The organism is Ruegeria sp. G7, assembly GCF_056535465.1.
This window is the reverse complement of record NZ_JBQFIL010000002.1, coordinates 519,594-532,582: the sequence shown is the minus strand read 5'-3', so window position 1 is coordinate 532,582 and position 12,989 is coordinate 519,594. Positions and strand designations below refer to the sequence as shown.

Annotated in this window: 13 protein-coding genes; 5 read left to right on the top strand and 8 right to left on the bottom strand. The window is 54.4% G+C overall.

From position 1 onward, the window contains the following. Positions 1 to 333: 333 nt before the first annotated feature. From ACR3EN_RS19255 to ACR3EN_RS19220, 8 genes are all read right to left on the bottom strand, one after another. A complete protein-coding gene (locus ACR3EN_RS19255; protein ID WP_480820124.1) occupies positions 334 to 2,121 on the bottom strand; it encodes a SulP family inorganic anion transporter in 1,788 nt (595 codons plus the stop codon). A gap of 22 nt (positions 2,122 to 2,143) precedes the next feature. Next, the gene (locus tag ACR3EN_RS19250; RefSeq protein ID WP_480820126.1) at positions 2,144 to 3,823 is read right to left on the bottom strand and encodes a bifunctional protein tyrosine phosphatase family protein/NAD(P)/FAD-dependent oxidoreductase; all 1,680 of its coding nucleotides are present in this window, start codon (positions 3,821 to 3,823) and stop codon (positions 2,144 to 2,146) included. A gap of 21 nt (positions 3,824 to 3,844) precedes the next feature. Then, positions 3,845 to 4,729, bottom strand: coding sequence for an MBL fold metallo-hydrolase (locus ACR3EN_RS19245; protein ID WP_480858286.1), 885 nt, complete (start codon positions 4,727 to 4,729; stop codon positions 3,845 to 3,847). 23 nt (positions 4,730 to 4,752) lie between these two features. Continuing rightward, complete coding sequence (locus ACR3EN_RS19240; protein ID WP_480820130.1) at positions 4,753 to 5,190, bottom strand: DUF6691 family protein; 438 nt, start codon at positions 5,188 to 5,190, stop codon at positions 4,753 to 4,755. A gap of 3 nt (positions 5,191 to 5,193) precedes the next feature. After that, positions 5,194 to 5,628, bottom strand: coding sequence for a YeeE/YedE family protein (locus ACR3EN_RS19235; protein WP_480820132.1), 435 nt, complete (start codon positions 5,626 to 5,628; stop codon positions 5,194 to 5,196). Continuing rightward, positions 5,628 to 5,837 (bottom strand): YgaP family membrane protein, encoded by a 210-nt coding sequence (locus ACR3EN_RS19230; RefSeq protein WP_480534505.1) that lies wholly within the window; start codon positions 5,835 to 5,837, stop codon positions 5,628 to 5,630. The genes ACR3EN_RS19235 and ACR3EN_RS19230 overlap by 1 nt, the downstream gene beginning before the upstream one ends. Before the next feature lie 91 nt (positions 5,838 to 5,928). Continuing rightward, complete coding sequence (locus tag ACR3EN_RS19225; protein WP_480820135.1) at positions 5,929 to 6,603, bottom strand: Crp/Fnr family transcriptional regulator; 675 nt, start codon at positions 6,601 to 6,603, stop codon at positions 5,929 to 5,931. 107 nt (positions 6,604 to 6,710) lie between these two features. Further along, on the bottom strand, positions 6,711 to 6,908 hold the full coding sequence (locus tag ACR3EN_RS19220) for a hypothetical protein (RefSeq protein ID WP_480820137.1): 198 nt from the start codon (positions 6,906 to 6,908) through the stop codon (positions 6,711 to 6,713). Positions 6,909 to 7,152: 244 nt separating this feature from the next. On the opposite strand from ACR3EN_RS19220, the gene ACR3EN_RS19215 reads away from it, so the two are divergent. The 5 genes from ACR3EN_RS19215 to ACR3EN_RS19195 all read left to right on the top strand — a co-directional run bounded on the left by ACR3EN_RS19215 (position 7,153) and on the right by ACR3EN_RS19195 (position 12,932). Then, positions 7,153 to 8,142: a hypothetical protein gene (locus tag ACR3EN_RS19215; protein ID WP_480843370.1), complete on the top strand. Its 990-nt coding sequence runs from the start codon at positions 7,153 to 7,155 to the stop codon at positions 8,140 to 8,142. Between the two features lie 536 nt (positions 8,143 to 8,678). Continuing rightward, on the top strand, positions 8,679 to 9,074 hold the full coding sequence (locus ACR3EN_RS19210; protein ID WP_480843372.1) for an LbetaH domain-containing protein: 396 nt from the start codon (positions 8,679 to 8,681) through the stop codon (positions 9,072 to 9,074). Between the two features lie 5 nt (positions 9,075 to 9,079). After that, positions 9,080 to 11,146 carry an AMP-binding protein gene (locus tag ACR3EN_RS19205; protein ID WP_480918478.1) on the top strand — a complete coding sequence of 689 codons (2,067 nt, stop codon included), beginning with the start codon at positions 9,080 to 9,082 and terminating at the stop codon, positions 11,144 to 11,146. 177 nt (positions 11,147 to 11,323) lie between these two features. Further along, positions 11,324 to 11,611: a hypothetical protein gene (locus tag ACR3EN_RS19200; protein WP_480918477.1), complete on the top strand. Its 288-nt coding sequence runs from the start codon at positions 11,324 to 11,326 to the stop codon at positions 11,609 to 11,611. A 376-nt stretch (positions 11,612 to 11,987) separates the two neighbouring features. Next, positions 11,988 to 12,932, top strand: coding sequence for a hypothetical protein (locus tag ACR3EN_RS19195; protein WP_480820143.1), 945 nt, complete (start codon positions 11,988 to 11,990; stop codon positions 12,930 to 12,932). The last annotated feature ends 57 nt before the right edge of the window (positions 12,933 to 12,989 follow it).

Sequence of the window (12,989 nt, the reverse complement as noted above, 5' to 3'; positions counted from 1 at the left end):
CCAATGTAATCGCGGACCTAGCGTGCGGTGACAAATAGCTTCAAAGGGTCAACCTGACTGTCACAAACCACATGCAATTTCGTGTTCATGCCGTCTTGGTGCGACTGATCAGAAGTTCACGTCCGCCTTTTTCACCGCTGGTTTTGAACGCGATGAACAGGCAGCTAAACGCAGTTAAATAGGTCCTGGACCCAGAAACGACTATCGATCAGCGCTTTCATAAAGCCTTGCTCCTCGGTTGATAGAAACACGACAGAAGGTCTTCCGGCGACTACCCTAGCGATGAAGCCCCTTATCAGATATTTGGCCCCGGTGATCAGGTCGAATTCGAGTTCAAAACTCGGACCTTGCGGTAGCGGAGTGTAGCGTTTGCGTTAACCCTGCCTCTGCCGCCAGAACCGCTCCGCCCTGAGAGCGCAGGCTGAACCAAGCGTCGTATTGCGACAGGAACACTTGACCATTCAGGTGCTCCGGGAAATGCGCGCGGTTCAGACGGTCCATCACCGGGCCTTTGACCTCGGAAAGGTGAAGACCGACACCCATATCGGATAGACGACGATTGATCGCCTCAAGGCTTTCCAGCGCGGAATAATCCACCTCGTTCACCGCCGAAAACATCAGGATCACATGATCCACCTTACAGCCTTCGGTTACTCGGCGCTGGATAAGGTCTTCCAAGAAGCGAGCGTTCACGAAATACAGACTCTCATCCACGCGTAGCGTCACCACGGACGGGTCGGTTTCAACCGCATGACGCCGGATGTTGCGGAAATGCTGCGTGCCGGGGACAAGTCCCACCTCAGCTACATGCGGGCGCGATGTTTTATAGAGGTGCAATAGCACCGAAATCGCCACGCCAGAGGCCACCCCGACCTCGACCCCCAGAGCCAGCGTCAGCACAATGGTGGCGGCGACGGCGGTGAAATCCGCGCGCGAATAACCCCATGTTTTTCGCAGGATCGACAGGTCCACGAGGCTGAGCACGGCGACGATGATCGTCGCGGCCAGTGTGGCCTTAGGCAGGTAGTAGACCAGCGGGGTCAGCGCGACTGCGGCAATGGCCAGACCGATGGCGGTAAAAGCCCCGGCAGCCGGGGTTTCGGCCCCGGCATCAAAATTGACGACAGAACGCGCAAACCCACCTGTCACGGGGTATCCCCCCGTGAACGCGGCCCCAATATTGGCGGCCCCCAGCCCGATCAACTCTTGATCCGGGTCGATCCGTTGGCGTTTCTTCGCGGCCAGCGTCTGCGCGACCGAGACACTTTCGACAAAGCCGATAATCGAGATCAGGATCGCCGGAACCAGCAACGCTCCGAACAGATCCATAGAAAACACGGGCAAAGTCATGGGTGGCAGGCCCTGCGGCACCGCGCCCACGATCTGTACGCCCTGTGCGTTCAGATCGAACCTCCAAACGGCAAGTGTGGTTGCGACCACGGCAAACACGGGACCGGCTTTGGTCAGGATATCGGCCAGCACCGGTGTAACCCCCAACCGCCCAAGGAACGGTTTGAAGTTCTTGCGGACCCAGAACAGAAACCCGGTTGCCAGAATACCGATCACCAGTGTGATCCAGTTGATCTGGGGCAGATGCATCAGTATCGATCCGACCATTTCCGGCAGCGTATGCCCATGCGCGTTGATGCCCAGAATGTGCTTCACCTGGCTGGTCGCGATCAAAACGCCTGAGGCCGTGATGAACCCGGCAATCACGGGATGACTGAGGAAATTGGCCAGAAATCCCAGCCTCAATACGCCCATCAGCACCAGAAACGACCCGGAAAGAAAAGCCAGAGCCAAGGCTGCGACGGCATAACCCGCTGTCCCCTGCTCGGCCACCTGGCCGATGGCGGTGGCGGTCAACAGGGACACCACCGCCACGGGCCCAACAGCCAGCGCCCGACTGGTTCCGAAGATCGCGTACAAAACAATGGGCGCGATTGAGGCATAGATGCCAGCCTCGGGCGGCAGCCCCGCGAGCAGAGCATAGGCCAGCGATTGCGGGATCAGCATGATCGTCACGATCAACGCCGCAATCAGGTCGTTGGACAGCGCGCCGCGCGTATAGCTGCGCCCCCAGTCCAGAACGGGGACATAGCGGCGGAGGTGGTCGATCATTCGTGCCTTCCGTTGCGCGGGCCTATTCGGGGGCCACATTCAGTTTTTCGGGGCGGGCCATCCATTCTTTGCCGCGCAACATGGCCTTCCAGTAGATCGGCGGCAGCAGGCTTTCCTTCAGGAACCAGGCCATGCGGCTGGGTTTGGTACCATCGATCAGAAACCTAGGAAAGCTGGGTTTGAGCGCACCGCCATAGCCGAACTCGGCTAGGACGATCTTGCCGCGCTCCACTGTCAAAGGGCACGAGCCATAGCCGTCATATTGCGCCACTGCCGACCGCCCCGCGATATCGGCGACGATGTTGTCGGCCACGGTTGGGGCCTGCTTGCGGGCCGCCGCCGCCGTCTTGGCGTTCGGAGCGTTCATCACATCGCCCAGTGACCAGATATTGTCGTAACTCGTGTGGCGCAGCGTTGACTGATCAACGTCAACCCAACCCGCAGCATCCGCCAACGGTGAAACGCGCACGAAATCGGGCGCGGTCTGGGGCGGGCAGACATGGATCATGTCAAAATCTACCTCGACCGTGCTTGGGTCGCTGTCCGGTTTGGCCACTTCGAACACTGCCTTTTTAGCAGGTCCGTCGATTGCAATCAGATTGTGGAAGAAGTTGAGAGAGGCATCGTATTTCTCGACGTACCGCTCCAACGCCGGGACATAATCCTTGACCCCAAACAGCACCCCGCCCGCGTTCATGAACTGGATATCGATATCCCCAAGCACGCCCCGGCGGAACCAGGCGTCACCAGACAGATACATCGCCTTTTGCGGCGCGCCCGCGCATTTGATTGGCATCGGTGGCTGGGTAAAAATCGCCCGGCCTTTTTGCATCTGCTGCACCAACTGCCACGTGTAAGGCGCAAGGTCATAGCGGTAGTTCGAGGTCACGCCGTTGCGGCCCAGCGTCTCTTCCAGACCTTCGACCTTACCCCAATCCAGCTTCAGTCCGGGGCACACCACAAGCCGGTCGTACTTCACCACCCGGCACCCATCTAACACAATGGCATTGTTGTGCGGTTCAAAGGCAGCAACAGCAGCCTTGATCCAGTGAACCCCTTTGGGGATCAGGCTGCCCATGGTCTTGGCCGTGGTCTGCGCATCGAAGATGCCACCACCTACCATGGTCCAGCCGGGCTGATAGTAGTGGATATCCGCCGGATCGATAACCGCGATATCCAGATCGGGTTGCCGCGCTTTCAGGCTGGCCGCGACCGAGATACCGCCCGCCCCTGCGCCAACGATCACAACCTGGAAATGTGCGTCCCCTGAGTCCGTCGGTGTCTTACCCCCGTTTGCAATCCGACGTGCGACACCGTTCATGTCATACCCCGCTGCCTTGGTGGCCATGAGGATCTCGGAAATCGGGCGTTTCTTAGCCTCGTGAAACGACCATAGCGTGGCCGAGCGCGTCCCGGTTCGGCAATAGGCAAAGACCGGACGTTGCGCGTCTTCCAACGCCGCGCCAAAGGCCTCGACGTCCTGATCCTTCACCATCCCCGACTGTACCGGAACATAGTGGGCTTCAATGCCCACAGCCTCGGCCGCGGTCGCGATCTCTTTGAACGAGGGCTGATCCGCGCCCTCACCATCAGGTCGGTTGCAGATTATCGAGCGAAAACCCTGCGCCGCAATAGCTGCCACATCCTCAGTCGAGATCTGAGGGCTGACGGTAAACTTGGGTGATATGGTGCGAAACTCCATCGTTTCTCCTCCCTTTCCCGCTTACAGCGTATTGACCGGAACCTTGAGCATCGGGTTGCCGTCCGGATCGGTTGGGACCTCTCCGGCCCGCATGTTGACCTGCAGGGACGGGATGATCAGGTTCGGCATGGCCAGCGTCGCGTCGCGTTCGGTGCGGAAGCGGACGAACTCTTCTTTGGTCTTGCCGCCGCCTACATGGATGTTGTGGGCCTTTTCCTCGGCCACGCTGGTTTCCCACGCGATGTCACGTCCGTTCGGGCCATAGTCGTGGCACATGAACAGGCGCGTCTCATCCGGCAGAGCCAGCACTTTCTGGATCGAGTCGTACAGAACCCCGGCATCACCCCCCGGAAAATCAGCCCGCGCCGAGCCTCCATCGGGCATGAACAGCGTATCGCCGACAAAGGCCGCGTCGCCCATCACATGCACCATACAGGCCGGTGTATGACCGGGCGTATACATGGCAAAGGCCTGCATTGTCCCGATCATGTAAGTATCGCCATCCTCAAACAGCGCATCGAATTGCGAGCCGTCGCGCTGAAACGCGGTGCCCTCGTTAAAAACCTTGCCGAACGTATCCTGCACAACCGTGATCTTGGACCCGACGCCAATCTTGCCACCCAGCTTGTCTTGAATATAGGGCGCAGCCGACAGGTGATCGGCATGGACATGGGTCTCGATGATCCATTCCAACTGCAGGCCCTTTTCGGTGACCACACGGATCAGTTCGTCCGCATGGTCAAAGGTGATGCGCCCGGCGGCGTAGTCGATATCCATAACACTGTCGACAATGGCGCAAGCGTTGGAGTTCGGGTCTTTCACGATATAGCTGATCGTGTTGGTCGCGTCGTCAAAGAACGCAAAAACCTCAGGCTTTAAAGCCATGTTCACAGGGTAGTTGGTCATATCTTATCTCCTCCGAAGGGTCGTCAGGTGTTGGTCTGCAAATCGGGTGACAGCGCGGATTGCAGGAGTTTGGCAAAGGCGATGCCCGCGATGAGGGCTCCGACGAAAGCGAAGACTTCCCACCGGCCGGTCCCAAGCGCCGGTAGCGCGCCGCCTGGACAAAACCCGGCGATACCCCAACCGATGCCGAAAAGGGCTGAGCCGCCGATGAGTTTCGAGTCGATCTTGGTGGCAGACGGCAAGTGGAACACCGGATCAAACACCGGTGCGGCGCGGCCAAAGACCAGCTTATAGCCGATGAATGTGGTCACCAATGCACCCCCCATGACAAAGATCAGAGAGGGGTCCCAAATGCCGAAAACGTCAAAGAAATTAAGAACCTTGGCCGGGTTCGCCATCCCCGAAAGCGCTATGCCGACACCAAAGATCAGACCTGCCAGATAGGTTGCGATCAGCTTCATACCCTACCCCCCGATCACATGGCGAATGAGGAACACCGTGACGAAAGTGAACAGCATGAACGTCGCCGTTGCCGCGATCGAGCGGACGCTCAGCCGTGCCATGCCGCACACACCGTGCCCCGATGTACAGCCCGCCCCAAAGGTTACGCCCATGCCAACGATGAACCCGCCCAGAACCAGGGCAGCGGTGGGTTCGGGCACCTGCACCGCAGGCATCCGCCCCGTGGTCAGCCAAACCGCCAGCGGCCCGGTTGTCATCCCCGCGAGCAGCGACGCGCGCCACGCAAAGTCATCGCCCGAAGCAGGCTGCAGTAGCCCGGCCAGAATGCCCGTCGCGCCCATCACGCGCCCCATCAGCAGCATCAGTAGAACCGATGCCACACCAATCAGAATGCCGCCGGTTAGCGACGCCCACGGAGTAAAAGCCGTTTCGATCATCAGCAATTCCGACAGGTTTTTAGGCCGATAATGCTGTAGATCGGGCAGTTGCCCACAAAGGCCGTCAGGGCAAAAACGCCAGCGACGATGAGCCCCAGCCAGAACAGACCCCCGGTCCCCAGCAGCCCGGCGCCCAAAGCCGCATAGACAAGCGCGGCAGCAATCAGAATGCGCGCCGCGCGGTCGAATTTTCCCATATTGGTGGTCATGTCACACTCCATCCAGAATCGATGGAGCGACTTTTGCATACCCCTCGCTACAGCTTTGGTGACATGGTCACCAAAGTGCTTGCAGCGACGGCTAAAGCTCGGCCCCGGCTGATTTCACCATCCGCTGCAAGCCGTCGCGGCCGGTCAGACGTACCTCGCCACGCGCCTGTTCCACCCAGCCCCGCCGCTGAAATTCCGACAGAATGCGTGAGATCACCTCGCGCGCAGTTCCCAGTTCCGTGCCCAGAACCGCATGTGTAGCACGGACCACATGGTCCGGCCCGGCCAACTCCAGCAAACGCGAAGCGAGCCGGACATCCATACGCTGAAAAACGATATCATCGATCAGCGTGAACAGATCAGTGATGCGACGGGAATAGGCCGTAAACACGAACTCGCGAAACACCGAAGACTTCGCGACAAGATCGTCAAAGGTCTTGCGTGGGATCGCCACGGCAGTCACATCGGTTTCAGCGACACCGTCCGCAGAGTAATCCTCAAACGCCAGCATGCAGGCGGTGGTCAGCACACAGCTTTCACCGGCATTAACACGGTAGAGAAACACCTCGCGCCCGGTTTCAGATTTCTGCTGTACGCGGACGGTGCCGTTCAGAAGGAGCAACAGATTGTCCGCGGTCTGGCCCGGCGCAAAGACCTGCGTCCCGGCGGGCACGGATACGATCTGGCTGCCCGCGATCAGATCAGTGCGGACAGAATCCGGCAACTGTTTGAGGCCTTTGAACTTTTCGATCCAAGAGTGTTCCATTGGCGATGTTATTTTGTTGTTGTCGGAGGGTCAGATGCACAATCGATAGTGGCATAAGACAAATATTATTCAATGCAGAAATTGGAATGTTTTGACCTAGACACGCTTCAACAGTTCGACGCGGTTCTGTGGCAAGCATTTTGACGGGAGCAACAGTGAAACTGGTGCGCAGCTTTACCTGCCAGTTTGGCGAACTGCTGAACCGTCAGGGGTCCGGGCGTGAATTGACGTTTGCGGATCTTGTTGACCAATTCTAAGCCTGCCTGAACAACGGCGGCCGGAGCAAAAAACATGATGCCGAGCATGGGCTTGATCCGTCGTTTGATGAATCGATGGTCTTGTTCGTTGATATTGTTGAGTTAATTCCGCCTAACCATCTTAGTCGGTCTTGAACAACCAAAGCTTCGCTAAATCGCTTTTCTATTGCTAGAATCAATTCGTTTTGACCTAAATTACAGAGTTTTCGGTTGGTAAGGGATTATACTAGTGAAATATAAGATATTGATCTTGGGAGCTTCGTACGGATCACTTCTTTCTACCAAACTATTGATGGCTAATCAGGATGTGACGCTTGTTTGTCGCCAAGAAACTGCCGAGTTAATAAACCGAGAGGGGACACGCGTTCGCATAAAACTACGCGGTGAAGAAAAGCATAGGTCGTTCAGTTCGAATGACCTTCTCGGAGAGCTGAACGCAATGCCTCCTGAGAAGGTCGACCCAAATGAATACGATCTGATTGCCCTTGCAATGTCAGAGCCGCAGTACTGTCATGAAGCCATTGCAAACTTGCTTCAGCGGATCGCAAATGCTGGCAAACCCTGCTTGTCTATAATGAATATGCCGCCACCGCCTTATTTGCAGCGCATAGAGGGGCTGGATGTCGGAGGGCTAAAGTCGTGTTTCACGTGCCCCGAGTGCTGGAGCGCCTTCAAGCCGGGGAATGTAACTTTATGTAGCCCCGACCCTCAGGCATATCGGGTCGTGGAAGAGGGTGCAAATGTCTTGCACGTGGGTCTACCAACCAATTTCAAAGCCGCACCTTTCGAGAGCGACGAGCACAATGAAATACTTCGAAATCTGGAAACAGCGATTGATGCAGTTCGCGTTGAAGGAAACGACGTACCTGTCAAGCTAAGGGTTTTCGACTCCTTGTTCGTGCCATTCGCGAAATGGAGTATGCTTTTTGCAGGAAACTATAGGTGTGTTCTTCCCGAAGGCGCTCGTGCCATTAAGGATGCCGTTCACGGCGACGTCGCACTGTCCGAGAGTATATACGAAACAGTAAGCGGTATTGTCAGTCATTTGGGAGCGGATTCAGGAGACAAAGTGCCGTTCGAGAAGTATGCGAATGCGGCAAAAAGTCTATTGAAGCCCTCTTCTGCAGCGCGCGCAATTGAGGCAGGCGCAGGGCAAGTTGAACGCGTGGACTTGCTCGTAAACCTGATTGCAGATCAAATTGGAATGGCGACCCCCGAGCTTAAAAATGTGGCTGAAACTGTCAGCGCGCGTTTGGCGGCGAACCGCGAAACAGGGCGCTGAGTAGGCAAACCGTTCATGCTAACTTTCCAGCCGGGAAAAGACTGTGGTGAACCCTTAAACATACCTTGTTCTGAGGGCCTATTCCGTTTGAGTTAAATGCCGCTTCTACTCACCCAGCTACTACATCCACCTAGCAAGGGATCTTTGTGCCTGTGACCAAAATTTTGGCTTTCAACCGCCCGACATACGAAGCAGCGAGAGTGCCTACGCAAGCTAATGTTGACGAACTACGAATTTGGATGTTCGTTGGTCTAGTTTAAGGCGTTATCGGGAGAATTTTCTTGAAAAGAATACTATTTGGGGCTCGTAGCCCTCTGGTCGTTGACTATGAAGAGACGCTTCGGCGATTGAATACGCCGGCCGATATGTGTGTGTCACTAGGGGATCCTGTTCGCGTGCTTTCGCGTAGGTCGGTGGTTCATCTCGACGATCTAGGGGATACTGATGGAGTTTTCTGGCCATGTGCGTTTCATCCAAGACGCCGTAAAAAACTGGCGGAAATTGCAATAGAACATGGCCTCAGACCCGCTGATGCCATGATTGATCCTACAGCGGTACTTGCACGGTCGACCCGGGTGGGAGCAATGAGTTTCATAAATGCAGGAGCTGTAATCGGTGGCGCAACCATTGTGGGCGAACGGGTGCTTGTGAACAGAACAGCAAGCGTTGGACATCACTGCGTTCTGAATGACGGTGTGAGTCTCGCGCCCGGCGTCACGCTTGCTGGCAACATTAAGATTGGATCCGACAGTATTGTTGGCGTCGGAGCGATAATCTACCCAGATGTCGAAATTGGTTCTGGATGTATCATTTCAGGCGGATCCGTTGTCCGCAAAGACGTGCCGGACGGGGCATTTGTTGCTGGAAACCCTGCGACCGTTAAGGAGTTGGATCTTGCGCGCAGCACACTGGGGTCCGACGATCAGGAGTAGTTGTTTTGCACTCTGAATTTGCACACCATTTGTGGCAACAAATTAAGGCAGACCCGAAAAAGATATTTTGGCAAGGTCCGGATTACGCACACAGTTATGACGAGCTTGCGTGTGCAATTTGCGAGCATTGTGGAAGATTCGACAGCGTAGGACTGGAGAGGGGTCAACCTTTGGTCATCGTCTCCAACGACGATTGGGTCGCGTCCACGTTGTGGATCGCGGCGGTACTTGACGGAAAGGTCCCCTCGATCATTGCCCCGGACTCCAGCGAGGACAGGCTTGTCGGAATCGCTGAATTAATCAAACCGAGTCTGATTGTTGCAGATATTGAGCGCCGCAATCAGCCTTGGGCCAAATCCGACTCGTGGGTTTCCTTTTTTACCAACAACCTTCCCAACGCCGAAAAACGAGAGCCGTCTTTAAGGCAACCCGAAAGCGGTTTGGCTTACCTATTGTTCACTTCGGGCACAACATCGCAACCCAAAGGCGTGATGCTGACGCATACGAACCTGCAAACTCAGTTGGCCGCAATCTCGCGCGTCTGGGAATTGGAACACCGATCAAAAATCTTTAATGGTCTTGTAACCTATCATACCGATGGATTGGTCCAGGGGCCTGTATTGACGGCCTTCAATGGAGCGACACTGCTTCGGCCCGGCGCATTTTCATTAAACCGGTTAGAACAGGATTTGTGTTGGTTAAGTGATAGTCGTGCCACGCATATGATTAGTGCCCCAACGGTGTATGCCTTGATCGACCGACACGCGGCCCGATCAGACTATTTTGATCGTAGCGAATTTAAAACGATCCTGACGACCTCCGCGCCAATGGCCCCAGATCTTTGGGACAGACTCGAGGAGCGCTTCAAAAAACCGATCGTCAATGAATACGGTATGACCGAGACAGTCGCCGCCAGTCACTTTGCTGGACCTCACGCGGAAATGGGTGAGCGATATACGATCGGCAAACCGATCGATTGCGAAGCAATAATAGTCGATCCGTCTACTGGAAAAGAACAGCCGCAAGGTGAAGTTGGGGAGCTATGTTTGCGCGGGCCTTACATCTTTGCCGGATACTTTGGCCGACCAGAAGAAACGGAAAAGGCATTCCGTGGCGACTGGTTCCGTACGGGAGACCTTGCAACCGTAACGCCGCAAGGGAACTTCAGTATTGTCGGACGAATGAGCACAGCGATCAATAGCGGCGGATTTTTGATACGCCCTGAAGAGATTGATGAGGTGCTCTTAAAACACCCGGATGTGCTTGAGGCGCAGTCCGTAGGTGTTTCGGACGATGACTTTGGGGCCGTACCGGTTTCTGCAATTGTCCCTCAGAAGCCTCTGGAACAGTCTGATATTTTGGAGTTCTGCCGGACGAAATTGGAACGCCAGAAGGTACCCAAGAAAGTTGTTTTTTTGAAAGAGCTTCCGCGTCGAGGATCAGGAAAAGTTGATCTGCCTGCACTGAAAGAAATTTTGCAGAACCAATCGACCATCACCCGTGATATCAATAGCGAGCACGATGCAGTCATCCTGGATATTGCCGCCGAAGTGTTTGGCACGAAAAAAGGCTCTTTGAACATTGCGTTCGGTCCAGACCAAATTGCGGGGTGGGACAGCTATTCTCACACAGTATTGGTCATGGAAGTTGAAGCCCATTTTGACATTCAGATATCGATGTCTGAAATCAACAGTATTGAAACGCTTCAAGATCTTTCCAATACTGTTGCGAGGCAAGTCAAAGCGCCTGATACAAGTGAGCCCGAGGAACCTCAGGATGGGCCGCTTGAGGTGCTGCGTGGCGGAACCGGTGGTGTCACTGTGATAGCGATGCCAGATCTTTTCGGGGTTCCGCTTTGGATCAACAAAATCCTCCCCTTTATTGACGATCGTTGCGAAGTTTTGGGCCTTCGACCCACTACGGAAATGTTAAGAGAGCGCGACAACCAATCAATTGCTGAATACGCGCAGGAATGCGCAAAGGTCATTCTCGGACATGGAATTTCTCAACCTACTTTGATCGTCGGATACTCATTTGGGGGTTTTTGTCATACGAAACCGCTAACATTCTAAAGGATGAGTCCCAGAATACCGTCGTGCCTGTGCTGTTAGACTCCGCAGTTCCATCCAGGCTGCGTCGAAAACGCTTTTCAGATAAAATTGAATGGCACGCACGGATTATGGCGTGGCGATTTAGGTCCTTCCGTCGCGTATTTGCGAGCGTTGCTTCAACAAAGGGAGAAACGTTGGATGAGCCCGGCTTATTCCCGGTTGCGCTATCAAGCCATCCGGCGTCAATACGGGCCACAATACGCCAGTTTTACAGTGCGCTTTCTAGATACGAGCCCAGCTATTACACAGGAACAATTTGTCTTCTGCGCGCTACAAAACGACGTTCAATTCTTGGGCCTTCGCCTAATTTGTCTTGGGATGTTTTTGCAAGCGAAGTTGATCAATACGACATCAACGCAGATCATCGTACTATCCTTTTTGACGATACTTCTTGCCAACGCACTGCAAGCGAAATCAACAACATAGTTGTTAAACTTGCTGAAAGATAAAAGGCTTTTGTCTTTGGCTCAGGATGCATTGATCTTAAGAGCGCGGCATGATTCACGGCTCGAGAAAACGGAGTGGTCATATGAGCGACCTATTTCGGCTGACTGACGAGCAGATGGCCAAACATTCCTCTGTCTTTCTGCGGTCGCACTCGCGCCAACCGTCATCTATTGGTTATGAAACCTAATCCTGGTGAAGCCAAAATCGGCTTTCAATCTACAGCTTTCGGCAGAAGTCAAAGCAGCCACCATGTGCTGTTGGCATTGAATCATTCGATAGATGACATAACATACATTTTGATAATGAACCGAAGCGGAAGCTCAGGGTAGTAGTTGAAGTAGTTTGTGGAGAAAAAATGTATCGTAGAAGTTTTCTAGCCGCACTTGGCATTACGCCGCTTGCCACTCTGGGTATCGCAGCACCCTTGTCTGGTGTAGAGCAGAACAGGGTAGTTGGCACCTATGGCCATAGTCTTTGGTATCACAATCAAAAATACGGTAGTGTCGGTCGTTGGGTGACCCTTATGGTCGCACAGGATCGTGGCAAATCATTCAAGAATGCATTTACATTTAATACTATTCCGGGCGCCACTCCGCCAAATTTCGATCAGAAAATGCCAGGAGTGACGTCGCCACGTGCCAATTTCAAAACTTGGGCTGGCACAAACGCAGCGGGCTTCACCGATGTTGTTATGTTTATTGACAACTTTAACCCAACGCCCATCCGACATGGCATGGATCGTGATCCTGCTATTGGCGGTATACCAGCGGGCAGTCCCGTTCTGGCCCCAGAACATTTTGGAAGTCTGATTAGTCGTTGGGAGGCTAATTCGGCAACTCCACAGAATTTTTGGATCTACGAATGTTGGGGCGCTGCCAATAGCATGGCAGGTCGGCCAATCAACAAAGATGGAACATCGACCGCAGAAGGCTTTGCGACTTATCGTGCCTACACGACAGACGAGTTTGGGTACAACGCATGGTACGACAAGTTATTGGATTATGTGAAAGCCGACTATCCAGCCATAGCCGAGAGAATCAGATTAATGCCAGCTTGTCGCGTTCTAATTGGCGTGATGGAAAACACCGCAGCATCCACCCTGGTTTCTTCGGACTGGTTTGAAGACTGGGCTCCGCATGGCACATCTACATGCTATTGCGTGGTCGGCGCCATTGTCTACTCTTGCCTGTATGGAGAAGCAGCTCCAAAGCCTGAGTTCTCTAGAACCGGCGTGCATGAAACGGTCCAGAGCAATTGGTCAGAAATCGCTGCTTACATTAACTCACAAGTGAACACCTAGATACAGTCCTAATCGAGGGACTTGTTGCGAGGTTTCTGACCGAACGAAGAGATCACA